Genomic DNA, 19632 nt, shown 5'->3' with positions numbered 1-19632 from the left:
ATATCTGCTGCCAGTAATCAAATAGATTGATTACCAACAACAGATATTTTAGAACCAAATTTTTCGGATGAGTTAGGTGTACCCGCTGAAAAGGGACGGTAGTCGTTGTGCCAGGCCGAAGCAGGCGTTCAGATGGTCCCGCATTTTTCAAGGGATTTTCAAATAGGGCTTGACGTTTGTGAAAATTAAAAGTAGTATATTGTCAACGAAACGAAAAACGTTGAACAGAAGAGTAGGTCGACTAAGTGCCAACAGAAAGCCCGATTGATGGAAACGGGTGGTCTTATTTGTCCGAAACACATCTGTGAGTTGATTGTCTGAATCTAGTAGGATGATCCGGGATAGCCCGTTATAGCTGGAGTTGCTTGCAACTCACCGAGGTTAAGGCAGTGATGACTTAACAAACTAGAGGTGGAACCACGATGTGATCGTCCTCTTAGGCCCAGTTAGGGTCTAAGAGGACTTTTTTATTTTCATGGGTGTTGTGAGGAACTCCGTGAGTCGGTGTGGCGTGAGCGGCACCGAGTACATGAGGTGGCACCGCGTGATTAACGCCCTCTTGAGAGAAATCTTAAGAGGGCGTTTTTGTGTTGAAGAAGGAGGAGAATTGCTATGCACTATGTAAGTCAGATTTTACCATCACTGATTTCCGGAACCGGAATGACGTTATCCATATTCTTTTGGACGTTGATTATCTCCGTACCGTTGGGGATCTTAGTCGGGTTAGGAATGATTACCCGATTTAAGCCGTTGACGTGGTTAATTAACATCTACGTTTGGTTGATGCGAGGAACCCCACTGTTATTGCAATTAATTTTCGTCTTTTATGGGTTACCTATCATCGGCATCGTCTTCAATCGGTATGATGCCGCGCTCTTCGCCTTCATCTTGAACTACACGGCTTACTTCGCTGAAATCTTCCGTGGGGGCCTGCAAGCCATTCCAGTTGGTCAGTACGAAAGTGCCCGGGTGTTGCGGCTAACGAAGTGGCAAACGCTACGTAAGATTGTGATTCCCCAAGTGGTTAAGATCGTCTTACCGTCAATCGGTAACGAAGTCATTAATCTGGTCAAGGATTCCTCATTGGTTTACGTCATCGGGTTAGGTGACCTGTTACGGGCCGGAAATGTGGCCATGGCACGCGACGTGACGTTGGTTCCAATGCTGCTGGTCGGCGTGATTTACTTACTGTTGACGGCTGTCTGCACGTTGGTCTTAAAGCGATTAGAAAAACACTACAGTTACTGGCGTTAGAGAAAGGGTGGTTGACTCATGTTAGAACTTAAAGGGATTACCAAAAAATTTGATGGCAAAACCATCTTGGATCAAGTCGATTTAACGGTGAACGATGGTCAGATTTTGACGATCGTAGGGCCTTCCGGGGCCGGTAAAACCACGTTACTCCGGTGCATTAGCGGATTGGAAATGGTTGACGGTGGGCAATTCCTACTGGACGGCCAAGCCTTTGACCCCGCAACGAACCGGGATAACGATGCCGTGATTGGGGTCGTGTTCCAGGATTTCCAGCTTTTCCCCAATCTGACGGTTTTACAAAATGTCGTGTTGGCGCCCACGATGGTCTTGAAGAAGTCCGCCGCTGAGGCCAAAAAGGAAGCCCAGGCCTTACTCGAACGTTTGAACCTAGGTGGCAAGGCCGACCTGTTCCCGTATGAGCTTTCTGGGGGTCAGAAGCAGCGGGTAGCCATCGTCCGCGCCTTGGCCATGCACCCCAAGCTTCTGTGCTACGATGAACCCACATCGGCGTTGGATCCCGACCTTCGCCGCGAAGTGGAAGAGATCATCTTGAAGTTGAAGCGTGAAGGCATGACCCAGATCGTCGTCACCCACGATATCCCGTTTGCGGAATCTATTGCCGATCAGATGTTACGCGTTGAACCCAAAGAGTAAGGAGGAACCACGCAATGACCATTAAAAAGATTCGTTGGATCGCGTTGGTCGTCCTCTTGATGGGGCTAACGGTCACTTTGGCAAGCTGTGGCACGAATGTAACGAAGCGGGCAAATACGCAGGATACCTGGTCGACCATTCAAAAGAAAAAGAAGGTCGTCATTGGGTTGGATGATAGTTTTGTGCCTATGGGATTCCGCGAAAAGAGCGGTCAGCTGGTCGGGTACGATATCGACTTAGCTCGAGCCGTCTTTAAACAGTACGGGATCAAAGTGGATTTCCAATCCATCGACTGGAACATGAACGTGACGGAGCTTCACAACGGGACCATTGACCTCATTTGGAATGGTTTTTCAATCACGCCGCAGCGGTCCAAACAGGTGGCGTTCTCGGATACCTATCTGAACAACGATCAGGTGTTGGTGACGCTGAAGAAGAATAACATTACTTCTTATAAAGACATGACGGGCAAGGTGCTAGGGGCACAGACGGGTTCGTCTGGCGCTAATGATATTGACACCTATCCCAAGCTGTTGAAGAATCGTATCAAGAATCACGATGCCGTGACTTACGATTCCTTTACCAATGCCTTCATTGATTTGAATGTGGGGCGGATTAAGGGGTTATTGATTGATAGCACCTATGCCAATTACTACATCAAACACCAGGCTCACCCCGGTGACTACCGGGTTACGGTCGGCAGCTTCCCTAAGGAAAAGTTTGCCGTGGGGATGCGCAAGGGTGATGTGACCATGCGTCGAAAGATTAATGCCGGTTTGAAAAAATTGGCAGCGGACGGTCAGTTACAGAAGATTAATGAAAAATGGTTCGGTAGCCATGTGGATACGCCATTGCTGAAGACTAAATAGTTAAGAACTCGTTGCCCTGTCGGCGGCGAGTTTTTTAGTTAGGAGGTGCCGTAAAAAAGTTGATTGAGAATGTCCGGGTGAGATTGTTAACCACCACTGAGGCGTCATCGGGTTGTTTAATGGGTGTTATAACCCGTAATTCACCGCAGTCGTTGCTTGTATTTAACGCGCGGTTCCTTTAGAATTAAACACCGATTAGTATTTTGCTAGAGGAGGCAATTGCACGTGCACTTTCGCATAAAAGACGGGGTAACCTTGGACTTGTTGCCCACGAAACAATTTAAGACAATTGGAATCAAGGTGGACTTTGTGGCCCCATTGCAGGCCACAGCCATCACTGCTCGTGCACTATTGGCTCAGGTGTTAGAAACCAGCACGGCAGCTTATCCAACGCAGACGGCCTTGGCCCGCGAATTATCGCGGCTTTATGGGGCTAGCTTTGGCATTAGCGTCATTAAGCTGGGGACCAAGCACGTGATTCGTTTGACGTGCTCGCTAGTTGATGAGCAGTACCTCAACAATTTTTGGACACAACAGCCGCTGTTTGAACAGGGCATGGCGCTATTAAAGGAAGTCCTATTTGCGCCGTTACTGCCAAAGGGGAACTTTGATCCCACGACGTTTACGCAACAACGTCAAAACTTATTAACCGCAATTAAGTCATTAGATGATGACAAACAATATTTGGCTAACCGCCGATTGCAGGAACTTCTATTTACGGGACAGCCCACGCAGGCGATGAGTGCTTTGGGTGATATTCACGTGTTAAATGAGTTGTCGGCAACGGACGTCCTCAGCACGTATCATGACATGTTGGCCCACGATGCGGTCCACGTTGCCGTGGTCGGGGACGTGACTGAAGAACGGGCACAGGCCGCTATCGCGGACTGGCCATTAGCCGATCGCACGATTACCGACGACACGCCGTATTACCGGTGGTCGTTACGCGACCACGTGCAGGTTGGTGACGACGAAGCACCCGTGGTTCAGGCTAAACTGAACCTGGCTTATCAACTGCCAATCTATCGCGATGACGCTGACTTTATGGCGGCGGTGGTCTTTAATGCGGCCTTTGGGGGCACCCCGTTGTCCCTACTGTTTACCAATGTGCGTGAGAAGGCCAGCTTGGCCTACTACGCTAGCAGCGGGTACAATCCGTTTACGGGAACGCTGAGCGTCCAGACGGGGATTCAGGCGGAGAACCAGCAACGTGTGGAAGCCATTATCGCGGAGCAATTAACGGCGATGCAAAACGGCGAGCTGTCTGAGAAACTGCTGACCGAAGTGAAGGCGGGTCTCTTGAACGCGCGGTTAGCTGCGCTGGATAGTCCACAGCGGCGGTTAACAGGGTTACTCAACACCCAGTTGACCCATTTACATGAGCCACTGACATCCTGGCAGGAAAAGCTGGATGCGATTACCGTTGCTGATGTCACACGGGTCGCCCAACAGGTGACCCTGCAGGCGACGTATTGTTTACATGGAGGTGCGCAGGGTGCTAAGTAAGAAAAAGTATGACCGGTTAGGCGAAACGGTTTACCAAACGACCTTAACCAACGGTCTTAAAGTGTTAATGGTACCCAAGGCCGGTTTCCACAAGACCTTTGCCATCATGACGACGGATTACGGGGCCATGGACAATGAATTCGTACCGCGTGGTCAGCAAAAAGCGGTGCGGTTCCCCGATGGAATTGCCCACTTCTTGGAACACAAATTATTTGAAAAGAAGGATCACGACGCCTTCGATTTATTTGGGAAGTATGGGGCGAGTGCGAATGCCTTCACTGGCTTTACGCAGACCAGCTACTTATTTGCGACTACCAGCCATCTGAAAGAGAATTTAGAAATTTTACTCGACTTTGTGCAGGACCCGTACTTTACGCCGGCGACGGTGAACAAGGAAAAGGGAATCATTGGCCAGGAAATTCAGATGTACGATGATGATCCGGGTTGGCAGAGCTACTTTGGGATGATTGGGCACTTGTATCCCAAGGAACCCCTACACATTGATATTGCGGGGACGGTCGACTCAATTGATCAAATCACGACCGATGACCTGTATGCGGCTTACAACACCTTCTATCATCCTAGTAATATGAGTTTGATTGTAGTGGGGCAGTTGGATCCAGAAGAGACGTTGGCCTGGATTACGGCTAATCAGGCGGGCAAGACGTTTGCGCCCAATGAGCCAATTACGCGGATACCATCGCCTCAGGCTGAACCCAGTGATATTGTCGCCACAACCACACGGCAGCTCACGGTTTCACGGCCTAAGGTCAGCATCGGCCTACGCGGGTTTGATACTATTCCCGCCGGTCGGGCAGGGCTGCGGTATAGCGTGGCGGTATCGCTCATGTTTGACCTGCTCTTTAACGATACCAGCGATAATTATCTTCGTCTCTACGATGCCAATGTGATTGACGATAGCTTTGGCTACGACTTCCAAGTCCAGCGGGGCGCGCACTTTGCCCAATTGGCCGGGGATACCGACCAGCCGGAGCAGTTTGCCAGCGAGTTGACGGCGATCTTAACGGACGCCCCGGCTCAATTGGCAGCGGCTAAACCACAGTTTGACCTGGTTAAGCGGGAAGCGGTGGGCCGGATCGTGGGTGCCATTAATTCAGTTGAGGGGATCGCGAACCAGTACGATGGCCCACTATTTGATGAGGCCACGATTTTCGATGAGTTAGCGGTCTTGGAACAGCTGAGTTTTGACGAACTGTTGGCGGCTGCCCATGATTTCTTGGCGCAGAGTAAGCAGACAGTTTATACGATTCTGCCCTAACCGGAGGAGGCCTGGAATGGCCCCAGCCGAGCGAGAAGACTGGCGACCTTCCAGGCGGAAGCGTCCCCACAGCAGGTGGAATCCCTGACGGCCGGAGTGCGGCCAACTTAGGCGAATTTAATGGCGCAAATGCTGACCAATACTGGGACATGGTGGATGCTTCATCTTTAAACCTTTAGTTAAGAAACAGTTAAATCATGAATTCTGGGGCCTGTCGCTGAAAATGACGGGATGCCTATGCTATACTGCTAGTAGAGAAATTTTGAACAGGTGGAGAATTAAAAATGAGTGAAAATAAAATAACATTGGGGAAAACACTGCGTGATGCCCGGATCGCTAAGGGCTTTACGTTAGACGACTTGCAACAGACGACTAAGATTCAGAAGCGTTACCTCATTGCGATTGAGGATCAAAACTTTGATGAACTTCCCGGCGATTTCTACGTGCGGGCCTTTATTAAGCAGTACGCTGACATGGTCGATTTGGATGGGGCTGAACTGTTAAAGCAATTTGATAGTGCGTTACCTAGTACCCAGACACAAGAATATGTGGATAAGGTTAATGAAAACAATCCGGAGACACGTTCGCAACAACGTAAGGTCGATGACCGCTACGTCAAGCTACGGCGGACGATTCCCGTGGTTGGGATTGTCATCGTGGTGCTGGTCGTATTGGTCGGAATCTGGGTGGCGGCTTCTCATAATGGGAGCAGTACCAAGAAAGATAACGTTGACAGTAGTTCGGTCAGTGTTTCTGGCAGCTCCAACAAGACTTCAAGCAGCAGTTCATCGAAGTCGAGCAGCACGTCATCGAAGTCCTCTTCCAAGAAGAAGACGGCTAGCTTCAAGCAATTAAGCACGACGACTTCGGGCTCAACTTGGGAAATGAAGAACGCGGCTTCCAAGCCAAAGGTTGCCTTATCTGCTAGTGGCAGTGCTTGGGCTTCAGTGACGGTTAATGGTGCCACGAGTTGGCAGGGGATGCTGTCTTCGTCAACGTCACACACGATGACCATTCCAAGCTCCGCAACCAGTGTGACCTTTAAGTTCGGGAATGCCCCAGAAACCAAGGTTAAGGTTGACGGCAAGACGTTTGACTTCACGTCGGCAACCGCTACGAGTGCGGCTTCAAGCAGTTCAACCTCTGATACCACGACTACGACGAGCTCCAGCACGAGCACGACTAGCCAAGTTCAGACGGTTACTCTAGAATTTAAATAATGTAGAAGCGGGTCGGTCCGTTGCGACTGGCGCGCTTTTTTCGTGAGATATGTTTAAGGAGGAAAACGTTGTGAATGTTCCAAATCGCTTAACCATTATGCGTATCATCTTGATTCCTATTTTTCTGTTGTTACTGGTCCTGCCTTTGCAGTGGGGAAGTGTTGTGTGGCTAGGAACCACCATTCCCGTGACGCAGGTTCTCGGGGCGATCGTCTTTGCCGTGGCCTCAATTACGGACTTCTTGGATGGTCAGATTGCGCGGCGCCAACATTTGGTCACGAACTTTGGTAAGTTCGCTGATCCGCTGGCGGACAAAATGATCGTGATGACGGCCTTTATCTTGTTGGTGAACATGGGTGCCGTTCCCGCCTGGGGCGTGGCCATCATTGTTTGCCGGGAACTGGCGGTTACTGGTTTACGTCTGATTGTGGTTGAGACGGGTGGCCGTGTCCTGGCTGCGGCTTGGCCGGGTAAGATTAAGACGACGACGCAGATGGTTGGGATCATTCTGCTACTGCTGAATAATATTGGATTTGGTGCGATTAACGTGCCAATGGCCCTGATCTTCTTCTACATTTGCTTGTTCTTCACGATTTACTCGGGAATCGACTATTTCGTGCAAAACCGGCAAGTCTTCGCGGACTCATCAGCTGAATAAAGTTTTGACAACCCCCGTTGCTTGAGCGACGGGGGTTGTCTTGGCTTAAGGACCGAAATGACCGGTCTTTGCTCGGCAATTTTCAAAGGTAATTGGCGGCCAATTTGGCCATCCGGTGGTATGCTGGGAACTGTAGTCAAAAAATAGGACACGAGTCAGGGGTTGTTGAATGCGTCACTGAAAGCGTGCAATCCTTGGCGGCAATCGTTGAGGTTGGCTCGTGTCACAGCAAATGAGAAATAAACTTTTAAAAAATATTGAGGTTTTGACAAATATTTCCGACTTTTTTACGGAGTTAAGTTAAGGAACCTCCAGGAGGGGTAACATGCAAGCAGAAATTATTGCGGTGGGAACGGAAATCCTGCTGGGCCAGGTCGTTGATACGAATTCAGCTTATATTGCACAGGGATTGGCAGATGCGGGGATCGAAGTCTATTACCATTCTTTGGTCGGTGATAACGCCGACCGACTGACGGACGTGGTGAATCAGGCGCGGTCGCGGAGTGATCTAGTGGTGATCAGCGGTGGTTTGGGACCAACTAAAGATGATCTGACTAAGCAGACGGTGGCCCAATTGTTGGGGGTCAAACTCGTTGAGGATCAGCCAGCGATGGCAAAGATTCAACAACATTTTGCAACAACGGGGCAGAAATTAACGCCTAACAACCGGTTACAGGCGCTTTATCTAGCTGGGAGTGAACGACTCCAGAATACGACTGGAATGGCTGTGGGGTCATTTTATCGGGATCCTCATGGGGCTGACCTCATGTTACTGCCCGGACCACCCAGTGAACTGGAACCCATGTTTGAAAACGAGGCGTTGCCACGACTTAAGGCGGCTTACCACCGGCAAGAGTTTCTGGTCTCACGCGTACTGCGGTTCTTCGGCATTGGGGAAGCAGAGCTGGTCACGCAACTTGCCGATCTGATTGATCAGCAGACGAACCCGACGATTGCACCGTACGCAAAGGTCAATGAGGTCACGCTTCGTTTGACGGCGGCTGCCTCTTCTGAGACGGCTGGTCAACACTTGCTGGATCAGATGACGGCCACGATTCAAGACCGCGTTGGGGATTATCTCTACGGGTATGGTGACGACAATAGTTTGGCTCAGGTTGTGGTTAACACACTGATTGACCGTGGCTTGACGATTACGGCCGCTGAAAGCTTGACCGCGGGGAAGTTTCAAAGTACGCTCGGGGATGTCCCCGGGGTCTCTGCAATCTTCCCGGGGGGATTTGTGACCTATGCGAACGCCGCCAAACATGACCTACTGGGGGTTCCACAAGCGGTGATCGCGACGGACGGCGTGGTTAGTGAGGCGACCGCCAAGGAGATGGCCGAACGCTCTCGCCAGAAATTAGACACGGATTTTGCGGTTAGCTTTACGGGCGTGGCCGGTCCGGATGCGTTGGAAGGGCAACCGGCCGGCACGGTGTGGCTCGGATTGGCACAACGTGATCGGGCGCCCCAGGCGAAGCAACTGCACTTGACGGGAAACAGAGCAAAGATCCGGGAACGGTCCGTGATGCAGGCGTTAGACTGGTTGCGGCGGATTCTGCGTGATCAAAAATAAAGGGGAACTTTTGTTCTCTTTTTGCTTGCTTTTTTCCCAACAAATCGGTATAGTGTTACTTGAAATGTAACGCACCTAAGGAGGATTTTGATGGCTGACGAACGACAAGCGGCGCTAGATAAAGCGCTGAAGAAAATTGAAAAAGACTTTGGTAAGGGCTCCATTATGCGGTTAGGTGACAATACTAATATGCAGGTGGAGACCGTGCCTTCTGGCTCGTTAGCCCTTGATGTGGCTTTAGGGGTCGGTGGTTATCCACGTGGACGAATCGTAGAAATCTACGGTCCTGAATCTTCAGGGAAGACCACGGTTGCTCTACACGCGGTTGCCGAAGTGCAAAAGCGCGGTGGTACAGCAGCCTATATTGATGCTGAAAACGCCTTAGATCCTGCCTATGCCACAGCATTAGGGGTCGACATCGACAGCTTGCTCTTGTCCCAACCAGATACTGGGGAACAAGGTCTAGAAATTGCCGATGCACTGATCTCTAGTGGTGCCGTTGACATTGTCGTCGTGGATTCCGTTGCAGCATTGGTTCCTCGAGCTGAAATCGAAGGTGAAATGGGTGACGCTCACGTGGGGTTACAGGCACGGATGATGTCACAAGCCTTGCGGAAGCTTTCAGGTTCCATTAATAAAACCAAGACCATTGCCCTGTTTATTAACCAAATTCGGGAAAAAGTTGGGGTTATGTTTGGTAACCCCGAAACCACGCCTGGTGGTCGGGCTTTGAAGTTCTACGCCACGGTTCGGTTGGAAGTTCGCCGGGCTGAACAGATTAAGGACGGGACCGATGTCATCGGGAACCGTACGCGGATCAAAGTGGTCAAGAACAAGGTGGCCTCACCATTCAAGCGGGCCGAAGTCGATATCATGTATGGTCAAGGGATTTCTCAGACCGGTGAACTCTTAGACATGGCGGTTGAAAAAGATATCGTTGATAAGAGTGGGTCTTGGTATTCTTACGGTGAAGACCGAATCGGTCAAGGTCGTGAAAATGCTAAGCAGTACCTGGCTGATCATCCGGACATGATGGCTGAGGTAAACACTCGGGTTCGGACGGCCTATGGTGTTAATGTTGACGGTGATGAAGCACCAGCACCGAAGAAAGATGACGCCACTAAGGACGACGCGAAGTCCAAGAAGGACAACAAGAAAACAACCAACCAACAAAGTGAATTAATTCCGAACAAGCCGCAAGGCAAGTAAGGACGAGGCTTGAAGTGCTGACTTCAAGCCTTTTTCATTGGACCAATTGGGGACTTAAATGGCTAATTTGAATGCGCTATCGGGCAATTTACAGGTCGGGTAATCGGTGGGGCTGAAATTGACGCCAGTTTCCGAGGAGTTTAGTTGACAGCGTTGATGGCAACCATTAAAATTGAAGTTGCGTCAGTTATCATATCAACATCTTGAAAAGTCTGATTTTAAATTAGTCATTTTTGATGATGCGGAGGTGGAATCATGGTTGTTCCAATTATAATCCTCGCAATCATCGCTATCGTTGTTGGTGTCGTGGGCGGTTATTATTATCGTAAATCGGTCCACGAACGGAAGCTAGATGCTGCAAAGTACACTGCTGAAGGTGTGCTTGCCGAAGCCAAAAAACAAGCTGAGACTGCTACTAAAGAAGCGCTTTTAGAGGCGAAAGAGGACAGTCATAAGTACCGTGCGGAAGTTGAACAGGAGCTGAAAGAACGACGTGCCGAAGTTCAGAAGCAAGAAGATCGCTTGATTCAACGGGAAGAAACGTTAGACCGGAAAGACAACTCTCTGGAAAAACGGGAAAATTCGTTGAACCGCCGGGACAAGAAGCTTAGTGGTGAAGAACAGAATCTAGCCAAGAAGCAGCAACAAGCAGACTCACTGATTGAAAAACGGCAGGATGCAGTGGAAGCTGTAGCCGCCTTATCCCAGGACGATGCACGGGACCTGATTATTTCAGAGGCCAAGACGGCTCTGGCAGGCGAACGGGCAAAGATGATCAAGGAAAGCGAAGAGTCAGCACGCAAGACGGCCGAGGCTAATGCCAAAGACCTGATTGTGTCAGCGATTCAGCGCAGTGCCGCCGACATGGTGACGGAAACCACAATCTCTGTGGTGACGTTACCAAATGACGACATGAAGGGTCGAATTATTGGTCGTGAAGGCCGGAATATTCGGACGCTGGAAACGTTGACCGGTATTGATTTAATTATCGATGATACACCGGAAGCTGTCGTCTTAAGCGGCTTCGACCCCTTACGGCGAGAAGTTGCGAAGATTGCCTTAGAGAAGTTGATTCAAGACGGTCGGATTCATCCGGCACGGATTGAGGAAATGGTGGCTAAAGCCAAGAAAGAACTGGACGAGCATGTCCGGGAGCTTGGCGAGCAAACGACCTTCGACCTCGGGATTCATTCCATGCATCCCGAATTAGTTAAGTTGGTCGGCCGCTTGAATTTCCGAATTTCTCATGGGCAAAACGCGTTAGCCCATTCAATTGAGGTTGCCAAGATCACTGGGGTCTTAGCCGCTGAACTCGGTGAGGATGTTACGTTAGCAAAACGTGCAGGATTATTACATGATATTGGCCGTGCCGCTGAACATGAGGACGATAGCTCCTATATTGCAACAGGAACGGAACTCGCGAAGAAATATCGTGAGAGTGCCGTGGTTGCCAATGCTATTGCCGCTCAAGCGGATGAAACGGCTCCGCAGTCTGTGATTGCGGAACTGGTAGGGACTGCTGATCTGATTTCAGCAACCCGTCCAGGCGCACGCTCTGATTCTCTTGAAAGTTACATCCACCGCTTAGACAAGTTAGAAACGATTGCCAACGCCTTTGATGGGGTTGACCACAGTTTCGCTATCCAAGCAGGACGTGAAGTGAGAGTCATCGTGCGGCCAGAGAAGATTTCCGATACAGATGCCGTTGTCTTGGCACGAGACATTAAGAAGCAGATTGAGGGCGACTTGGATTATCCAGGTCACGTCAAAGTTTCCGTCATCCGGGAAGTCCGGTCAGTTGAATATGCGAAATAAGTCAGAGAAGCTAGGCCAATTTGGTCCTAGCTTTTTTACGTCATTCGGGTTGAATCCATGGTAAAATAGACCGTATGTAATTGACAGAATTAGTGAGATTGCGGTCATCCGGCGACGATAGCCGAATGACGGTGTGCAATCATTAAAATAATCGGCAATGCCGGTCAATGAGGACCCACGTGGGGTCACAGATAGGGGAACGAAGATGCGTATTCTTTTTGTTGGTGATGTTGTTGGAAATATTGGTGTGGACATGATTCACGAGTACCTGCCACAGCTTAAGCGAGATCTGAAGCCACAAGTCACCATCGTCAACGGGGAAAATTCAACCCCCGTTGGTCGGGGCATTAGCCAAAATATCTATAAGCAATTGTTAAAAGACGGTGCGGACGTGGTAACCATGGGGAACCATACCTGGGACAACGCCGAACTGTATGATTTTATTGGTGGTGCCAACCGCTTGGTCCGGCCGGCTAACTTCCCCGGCGATACACCGGGACAGGGCTGGACGAAAGTCAAAGTGAACCAACAGGTCTTGGCCGTCGTTAACATGCAGGGCCGGGTCTTCATGAACCCCATGGATGATCCCTTTGCGATGATGAAGGATCTGCTGCCAGAATTGGATACCGACTTTGTTTTCGTTGACTTCCATGCCGAAACGACCAGTGAGAAACGGGCCTTTGCCATGCGTTACGACGGACAGTTGTCCGCAGTGGTGGGGACGCACACGCACGTTCAGACTAGTGATGCGCAGGTCCTCAAGCACGGGACGGCTTTCATGACGGAAGCCGGGATGACCGGTCCAGCCGACAGTGTCCTGGGGATGCAGGCCGACAGCGTGATTGAACGCTTTGAAAATCAACGACCGACCCGTTACACTGTGCAAGAAAAGGGCGCGGGATTACTATCCGGTTGTGTGATCGACTTGAATGATAAGAACGGTCATGCCACGCGGATTCATCCGATCCTGATCAGCCCGCAACACCCTTATCAAAGTTAATTTTTTAGTGAAGTGAAAGGATGAACCAATTTCCATGACGAAAACGACGCCCATGATGGCCCAATACCAAAAGATTAAAGATCAGTATCCCGATGCCTTTCTGTTCTACAGACTGGGCGATTTTTATGAAATGTTCAATGAGGACGCTGTGAAGGGGTCCCAATTGTTGGAACTCACGTTAACCACGCGGAGTCACAGTGCCAAGAATCCCATCCCAATGTGTGGGGTGCCTCATAAGGCCGTTCAGAATTATATTGATATTCTGGTCGATCAGGGCTATAAGGTCGCCATTTGTGAACAGATGGAAGATCCTAAGCTGGCCAAAGGGATGGTTAAGCGAGAAGTGATTCAGCTCGTGACGCCTGGGACGCAAACGGATACCGGGGCCGCTGGGGCCAAGCGCAACAACTACCTAACGGCGCTGACTCAGACCGATGATGCGCACTACGGCTTGGCCTATACCGACCTGTCGACGGGGGAACTTAAGGCCGCCGAACTGAGTACGACCGATACGGTGATTAACGAACTCATGAGCTTGCAAACCAAAGAGGTCGTGGTGGACACCACGGTGGCCCAAGACTTGCAGGACCGGATCAAACAACTGGGCATGATGATCTCAACGCAGGCCGATATTCAGGCCAGTTCAGAGTTGAGTTACGTGGAACAAGACCTGACCAGCGACCGGTTAACGCAGGTGGTTGGGGTGTTGGTGACCTACGTGACGGTGACACAGAAGCGTAGCCTAGCGCATTTGCAACGAGCCGTGGCTTACCAACCCACCGCATTTTTGAAGATGGACCATTCGTCACAATCCAATCTTGAAATCACACAAAATTTACGAACTAAAAAGAAATCGGGCACGCTGCTATGGCTATTGGATGAGACCAAGACGGCCATGGGTGGGCGTTTACTCAAACAATGGTTGGACCGGCCACTGATTGATCGTGCACAAATCGAGGCCCGGCAGGCAAAGGTGGGGGTGTTACTCGACCACTACTTTGAACGCAGTAACCTGCAAGCCGAATTGGTTAAAGTCTATGACCTGGAACGCCTAGCCGGTCGGGTCGCCTTTGGCAGTGTTAACGGGCGCGACCTGATCCAACTGCAAACCTCACTGGAGCAGGTGCCCCAGATTGCGCATACGCTTGGCGATCTCGGTGAACCGGTTTTCGATGAGACCTTAAAGCATCTTGATCCCGTGGAAGACGTTGCGGAGGCCATTGCCGATGCCATCGTTCCTGAACCCCCACTGTCCGTCACGGATGGCGGCGTGATTCGTGATGGCTACAGCGATCAACTCGATGAATACCGCGACGCGATGCGCAACGGGAAACAATGGCTCGCCGAGATGGAAGCACACGAGCGTGAAGTGACGGGAATTAATAACCTGAAGATTGGGTATAATCACGTTTTTGGCTACTACATCGAGGTTACCAAGGTTAACTTGAACAAATTACCAGCCGATCGCTATGAACGCAAGCAAACGTTGGCCAATGCCGAACGGTTCTCAACGCCCGAGCTCAAGGAAAAGGAACGGTTAATTCTTGAAGCCGAGGAGAAGTCGACCGCACTCGAATACAAGCTATTCGTTGATCTGCGAGAACAGGTCAAGAAGGCCATTACACGGTTACAAAAGCTAGCGGCGATTATTGCCAGTCTGGATGTTTTGCAAAGTTTTGCCGTTGTCAGTGAGGACTATCACTTCGTCAAGCCAACCTTGATTGCCGGTCATGATTTGGAAATCAAGCAAGGGCGGCATCCGGTTGTGGAAAAGGTGTTGGGTCGGCAAACCTACGTGCCCAACGACGTTTCCATGGATGAGCAGACGAATATTCTTCTGATTACGGGACCCAACATGTCCGGGAAGAGTACTTACATGCGGCAACTGGCACTGACCGTGATCATGGCGCAGATGGGTTGTTTTGTGCCAGCAGAGTCTGCACAGATGCCCGTCTTTGACCAGATTTTCACCCGGATTGGGGCGGCCGATGACCTGATTTCCGGTCAGAGTACCTTCATGGTTGAAATGCAGGAGGCCAATCGGGCGCTAAGTCACGCGACCGCGAACAGTCTGATTTTATTTGATGAAATTGGCCGGGGAACGGCGACGTACGATGGGATGGCGCTGGCCCAGGCAATCATTGAGTTCGTTCACGATCAGGTGCACGCAAAGACGCTGTTCTCGACTCACTATCATGAGTTGACGGCGCTTGAGGATTCCTTAAAGGAATTGCGAAACGTGCACGTTGGCGCGGTGGAGCAGGACGGCGATCTGGTCTTCTTGCATCAGATGCAACCGGGACCGGCCGACAAGTCCTACGGGATTCACGTGGCCAAGTTGGCGGGAATGCCGACACCGCTGTTGAAGCGCGCAGAAGTCATTTTAACCGATCTGGAAGATGAGGCTGCAGCCAAACCCGTTGTGGCGGTACCGAGTCAGACGGCATCAACACAGCCGACCGAACAACCGGCCGCTGATTCACAGGAGACGACACCAGAGCCAGCAGCCTTACCGGATACGTCGACTAAGGCCGCAGTTACACCGACGGATACGGATCAACAGTTGTCCCTGTTTAGCGAGGAGCCGGAGATGAATCCCGCCCAGGCGAAGGTGATCGAACAGTTAAGCCAGTTGAACCTGATGGGGATGACCCCAATGGATGTGATGAGTCAGGTCTACAAGTGGCAGCAAAAGTTGTCTAAGTAATCGCGTCATACAGCAGAGAGGAAGGGTCGTACATGCCAAAAATTCATGAACTAGCGTCGGTATTGGCCGACCAAATTGCTGCGGGTGAAGTGGTCGAACGGCCCGCATCCGTGGTCAAGGAATTGGTCGAAAATGCCGTTGATGCGAATAGTAAGCAGATCGACATTACCGTGGAGGAGGCCGGTCTGCAACGCATCTCCGTCGTTGACGATGGGGATGGGATTGCCGATGAGGATACCGAAATGGCCTTTAAACGCCATGCGACCAGCAAAATTACGGATCGCAAGGACCTCTTTCGGATCAAGTCTTTGGGGTTCCGGGGTGAGGCGCTGCCTAGTATTGCCTCCGTGGCTGATGTGACCCTGACCACCTCGACCGGGGGTGTCGGCACGTTGATTCATAACGTGGGTGGCATCATTAAGGAACATACCGCCGCGGCCGCTCGAAAGGGCACCACGGTGACGGTTAAGGATCTCTTTGGCAACGTGCCGGCACGGTTGAAATACCTGAAGTCACCCGCTACCGAGCTGGCACGGATTACGGATATCGTGAACCGATTAGCGCTGAGTTATCCGGACGTCGCCTTCTCGCTGGTGCACAACGGCCGTGAGCTGACTCGAACGGCGGGACGTGGCGATCTCCAACAGGTGATTGCCGGAATCTACGGTGTTCAGAGTGCCCGGAAGATGGTTGCCATCAACGGATCGAATCCGGACTTTAAGGTGACCGGATTCGTGAGCCTACCAGAGCTGACGCGGGCCAGTCGACAGTATATTTCACTGTTACTGAACGGCCGTTATATCCACAACTTTCAGCTGAGCAAGGCGTTGATCGCCGGTTATGGCTCGAAGCTGATGGTTGGTCGCTATCCGCTGGCCGTATTGGACATTAAGATGGACCCACTGCTGGTCGATGTGAACGTGCATCCGACCAAGCAGGAAGTTCGGATCAGTCAGGAACCGGAGCTGACGCAGCTGATTCAAGAGACCGTGTTCAAACGCCTCTCGACGGAGAATCTGATTCCGGATGTCTACAACGAGTTACCGAAGCAAAAGACATCGGAACCAGCGACCGATCAGCTGACCATGGCCTTAAATGACGTTTCCGCCAAGTATGACCGGTCCAATACGTTGGGCACAACGATGGCCAGTCAGCCCAGTGCCACGCGGTCCGCACCGGCAGCGTCTAAGCCGGCAACGACACCAGCGCCAGCAGCGGGGCCACAACCGCTGGAAACGCCCGAAGAGGTGCCCGTCGAACCAGTCGTCGTGCACCAACGGACGGACTTCAAGCTCCCCGCCATGCAGGCGTTTGATGAAAAATACCGGACGGAACAACCGGCGGCACCCCTGGGCGGGGCCGCCGAGTCGGCCGCCACGCAACCTGAGATGGCCACACAATCGGTAGAGACAGTGCCGCAAGCGACGCAGTTGTCTCAGGCGCAGCCACAGCAGCGATTCCCCGAACTGCGTTATTTGGGTCAGGTTCACGGTACCTATCTGCTGGCGGAAGCCGACGATGGGCTGTATCTGATCGATCAACACGCGGCGCAGGAACGGGTGAACTATGAATTTTATCGTCAGGCCATTGGTGAGGTCAGCGATGACGAGCAAAAGTTGCTAGTGCCCATTGTTTTGGACTACCCTACGACCGACGTCTTGGAGTTGAGCAATCATATTGAGACGCTGGGAAGTGTCGGCATTCATTTGGAATCATTTGGGCCCAACAGCTTCATCGTGCACGAACATCCGACTTGGTTCAAGGCAGGTCAGGAGACCGATACGATTAAGGAAATGGTCGATTGGGTGCTCAAGGATGGCAAGATTTCCGTGGCGGCTTTCCGGGAAAAGACAGCCATCATGATGAGCTGTAAACGCGCCATCAAGGCCAACCATCACCTGGACGATCAGCAGGCTAGAGCCCTGTTGAAGAAGCTGGCAACGGCGGAGAATCCATTCAATTGCCCCCACGGTCGGCCCGTCTTGGTTCATTTGACGGATCAAGACTTGGAAAAGCTGTTCAAGCGGATTCAGGATCCGCATCACAGTGGCGATGACTGGGGCGAATAGGATCTTTTCAAGTTTTCACTGATTTCGCTGCAGGCGTGTAGGGAATATGGTACAATTTAACAGGCAAACATATGTTTTCTTAAAGGAGAGACTGGTCATGTACGAATACCTTCATGGGGTCATTGCTGCGGTGTATCCTGACCATGTGGTGATTGACGTCAACGGTGTGGGTTATCTGGTCAACACGGCCAATCCGTATCGTTATCAAGTGACCACCGATGGGCAGGCTGTGACGATTTACGTCTACCAAGCCGTCAGTGACAGCGCGCAGACCCTCTATGGGTTTTTAGATTTTGCGGAGAAACAATTATTTTTGAAATTAATTAATGTGAACGGAATTGGTCCCAAGAGTGCCTTAGCGATTCTAGCCAATCCCGACCACCAGGGGCTGATGCAGGCGATTCGCACGAACGATGTGAGCTTCCTGACCAAGTTTCCCGGAGTGGGTAAGAAGACGGCGGGGCAGATTGTCTTGGATCTACAAGGCAAGTTGGATGACCTGGCGCCCGCTGATGATGGTGCGCTCTTTACACCGGAAGTGGCCACAACCGATGGTACCAACCCAGAGCTAGACGATGCATTGGCTGCGTTGACTGCCCTGGGTTATCGTGAAGCCGCCGTGAAGAAGGTCACACCGAAACTCAAACAATTTGCTGGAAAATCGACGAATGATTACCTGAGTGAAGGCTTGCGATTATTAACCAAGTAAAAAGAAGCGTCTAGCGAAGAAGCTGGAATGATCTGAAAGGAGGCTGAACGATGGCTGATGACGACCGTCTCGTATCGCCCGAACCCGAGGACGATAACGAAGACTCGATTGAAAAATCACTGCGTCCCCAGACGTTAGCGCAATACATTGGGCAAGATCCCATCAAGCATGAATTGCACGTGTACATTCAGGCAGCCAAACAGCGTGAGGAGTCACTGGACCACGTCCTCTTGTACGGGCCACCGGGCCTGGGTAAGACGACGTTAGCGATGGTGATTGCTAACGAGATGGCGGTGCACATTCGGACCACGAGTGGGCCGGCCATCGAGAAGCCCGGTGATTTGGTGGCTCTCCTAAACGAGTTACAACCGGGGGACATCCTGTTCATTGACGAAATTCACCGTCTGCCGAAGATTGTTGAGGAAATGCTCTATTCCGCAATGGAAGACTTTTACATTGATATTGTGGTCGGACAGGGTCCCACGGCACATCCCGTTCACTTTCCACTACCACCGTTTACCTTGATTGGGGCCACGACACGTGCCGGCCTCTTGTCGGCACCGCTGCGTGATCGGTTCGGCATCGTGGAACACATGGCGTATTACCAGACACAGGATCTTCAGGAGATTGTGGAACGGTCGGCCGACATTTTCAACACGACGATTGCCACCGAGGGCGCCCATGAGGTGGCGTTGCGGTCGCGGGGGACCCCACGAATTGCCAACCGGTTGTTGAAACGGATTCGGGATTTTGCCGAGGTTTCACCGGATCACTCGACCATTGACCGAGCGATCGTGGATCACGCATTGACGCTGTTACGCGTGGACTCAGCGGGCCTCGATCCGACCGATATCAAGCTGTTACGCACGATGATCGATTATTACGATGGCGGTCCCGTGGGCTTGAACACGTTGGCGGCCAACATCGGTGAGGAGACCGAAACGGTTGCGGCGATGTATGAGCCCTATCTATTGCAACGGGGGTATTTGAAACGAACGGCGCGCGGGCGCGTGGTTACGGCTGCGGGTTACGAACATTTGGGCTTGGCGATGCCACCCCAGAATAATGCGTAGGGACACCGAATCTGATTTGAAGTGCGAGCCTTCT

Annotated in this window: 15 protein-coding genes and 1 other annotated feature; all 15 genes read left to right on the top strand. The window is 51.4% G+C overall.

The window, feature by feature from the left end:
* Nucleotides 1-211 precede the first annotated feature (211 nt).
* Nucleotides 212-439 (top strand) — a binding site (T-box leader).
* A gap of 173 nt (nucleotides 440-612) precedes the next feature.
* On the top strand, nucleotides 613-1254 hold the full coding sequence (locus FD28_RS06050) for an amino acid ABC transporter permease (protein ID WP_057733620.1): 642 nt from the start codon (nucleotides 613-615) through the stop codon (nucleotides 1252-1254).
* Nucleotides 1255-1272: 18 nt separating this feature from the next.
* On the top strand, nucleotides 1273-1908 hold the full coding sequence (locus FD28_RS06045; protein ID WP_057733618.1) for an amino acid ABC transporter ATP-binding protein: 636 nt from the start codon (nucleotides 1273-1275) through the stop codon (nucleotides 1906-1908).
* Nucleotides 1909-1922: 14 nt separating this feature from the next.
* Nucleotides 1923-2777 (top strand): amino acid ABC transporter substrate-binding protein, encoded by an 855-nt coding sequence (locus FD28_RS06040; protein WP_057733615.1) that lies wholly within the window; start codon nucleotides 1923-1925, stop codon nucleotides 2775-2777.
* Between the two features lie 225 nt (nucleotides 2778-3002).
* Nucleotides 3003-4283 (top strand): EF-P 5-aminopentanol modification-associated protein YfmF, encoded by a 1281-nt coding sequence (yfmF, locus tag FD28_RS06035; protein ID WP_057733614.1) that lies wholly within the window; start codon nucleotides 3003-3005, stop codon nucleotides 4281-4283.
* Nucleotides 4258-5562 carry an EF-P 5-aminopentanol modification-associated protein YfmH gene (yfmH, locus tag FD28_RS06030; RefSeq protein WP_057733613.1) on the top strand — a complete coding sequence of 435 codons (1305 nt, stop codon included), beginning with the start codon at nucleotides 4258-4260 and terminating at the stop codon, nucleotides 5560-5562. Before yfmF ends, yfmH begins: the two co-directional genes overlap by 26 nt.
* Nucleotides 5563-5846: 284 nt before the next feature.
* The gene (locus tag FD28_RS06025) at nucleotides 5847-6782 is read left to right on the top strand and encodes a helix-turn-helix domain-containing protein (protein WP_057733612.1); all 936 of its coding nucleotides are present in this window, start codon (nucleotides 5847-5849) and stop codon (nucleotides 6780-6782) included.
* Between the two features lie 70 nt (nucleotides 6783-6852).
* Entirely contained in the window at nucleotides 6853-7440 is a 588-nt protein-coding gene (gene pgsA, locus FD28_RS06020) for a CDP-diacylglycerol--glycerol-3-phosphate 3-phosphatidyltransferase (RefSeq protein ID WP_057733611.1), read from the top strand.
* 325 nt (nucleotides 7441-7765) lie between these two features.
* Complete coding sequence (locus tag FD28_RS06015) at nucleotides 7766-9016, top strand: competence/damage-inducible protein A (RefSeq protein WP_057733610.1); 1251 nt, start codon at nucleotides 7766-7768, stop codon at nucleotides 9014-9016.
* Nucleotides 9017-9106: 90 nt separating this feature from the next.
* The gene (gene recA / locus FD28_RS06010; RefSeq protein ID WP_057733609.1) at nucleotides 9107-10225 is read left to right on the top strand and encodes a recombinase RecA; all 1119 of its coding nucleotides are present in this window, start codon (nucleotides 9107-9109) and stop codon (nucleotides 10223-10225) included.
* Nucleotides 10226-10480: 255 nt separating this feature from the next.
* Nucleotides 10481-12040 carry a ribonuclease Y gene (gene rny, locus FD28_RS06005; protein WP_057733608.1) on the top strand — a complete coding sequence of 520 codons (1560 nt, stop codon included), beginning with the start codon at nucleotides 10481-10483 and terminating at the stop codon, nucleotides 12038-12040.
* 205 nt (nucleotides 12041-12245) lie between these two features.
* Nucleotides 12246-13040 carry a TIGR00282 family metallophosphoesterase gene (locus FD28_RS06000; protein WP_057733607.1) on the top strand — a complete coding sequence of 265 codons (795 nt, stop codon included), beginning with the start codon at nucleotides 12246-12248 and terminating at the stop codon, nucleotides 13038-13040.
* 34 nt (nucleotides 13041-13074) lie between these two features.
* Entirely contained in the window at nucleotides 13075-15747 is a 2673-nt protein-coding gene (gene mutS, locus FD28_RS05995) for a DNA mismatch repair protein MutS (RefSeq protein WP_057733606.1), read from the top strand.
* Between the two features lie 32 nt (nucleotides 15748-15779).
* Entirely contained in the window at nucleotides 15780-17816 is a 2037-nt protein-coding gene (gene mutL, locus FD28_RS05990) for a DNA mismatch repair endonuclease MutL (protein ID WP_057733604.1), read from the top strand.
* Between the two features lie 97 nt (nucleotides 17817-17913).
* Complete coding sequence (gene ruvA / locus FD28_RS05985) at nucleotides 17914-18525, top strand: Holliday junction branch migration protein RuvA (RefSeq protein ID WP_057733602.1); 612 nt, start codon at nucleotides 17914-17916, stop codon at nucleotides 18523-18525.
* A gap of 50 nt (nucleotides 18526-18575) precedes the next feature.
* A complete protein-coding gene (gene ruvB, locus FD28_RS05980) occupies nucleotides 18576-19598 on the top strand; it encodes a Holliday junction branch migration DNA helicase RuvB (protein WP_057733601.1) in 1023 nt (340 codons plus the stop codon).
* Nucleotides 19599-19632 lie beyond the last annotated feature (34 nt).

This window comes from Levilactobacillus hammesii DSM 16381 (assembly GCF_001434395.1).
GTDB lineage: Bacteria > Bacillota > Bacilli > Lactobacillales > Lactobacillaceae > Levilactobacillus > Levilactobacillus hammesii.
This window is presented reverse-complemented; position numbering and strand designations above follow the sequence as displayed.

Coding starts and splice junctions, on each gene's coding strand:
- FD28_RS06025 (WP_057733612.1), top strand. CDS start 5,847: ATGAGTGAAAATAAAATAACATTGGGGAAAACACTGCGTGATGCCCGG.
- ruvB (WP_057733601.1), top strand. CDS start 18,576: ATGGCTGATGACGACCGTCTCGTATCGCCCGAACCCGAGGACGATAAC.
- rny (WP_057733608.1), top strand. CDS start 10,481: ATGGTTGTTCCAATTATAATCCTCGCAATCATCGCTATCGTTGTTGGT.
- mutS (WP_057733606.1), top strand. CDS start 13,075: ATGACGAAAACGACGCCCATGATGGCCCAATACCAAAAGATTAAAGAT.
- FD28_RS06015 (WP_057733610.1), top strand. CDS start 7,766: ATGCAAGCAGAAATTATTGCGGTGGGAACGGAAATCCTGCTGGGCCAG.
- mutL (WP_057733604.1), top strand. CDS start 15,780: ATGCCAAAAATTCATGAACTAGCGTCGGTATTGGCCGACCAAATTGCT.
- recA (WP_057733609.1), top strand. CDS start 9,107: ATGGCTGACGAACGACAAGCGGCGCTAGATAAAGCGCTGAAGAAAATT.
- ruvA (WP_057733602.1), top strand. CDS start 17,914: ATGTACGAATACCTTCATGGGGTCATTGCTGCGGTGTATCCTGACCAT.
- FD28_RS06050 (WP_057733620.1), top strand. CDS start 613: ATGCACTATGTAAGTCAGATTTTACCATCACTGATTTCCGGAACCGGA.
- FD28_RS06040 (WP_057733615.1), top strand. CDS start 1,923: ATGACCATTAAAAAGATTCGTTGGATCGCGTTGGTCGTCCTCTTGATG.
- FD28_RS06000 (WP_057733607.1), top strand. CDS start 12,246: ATGCGTATTCTTTTTGTTGGTGATGTTGTTGGAAATATTGGTGTGGAC.
- FD28_RS06045 (WP_057733618.1), top strand. CDS start 1,273: ATGTTAGAACTTAAAGGGATTACCAAAAAATTTGATGGCAAAACCATC.
- yfmH (WP_057733613.1), top strand. CDS start 4,258: ATGGAGGTGCGCAGGGTGCTAAGTAAGAAAAAGTATGACCGGTTAGGC.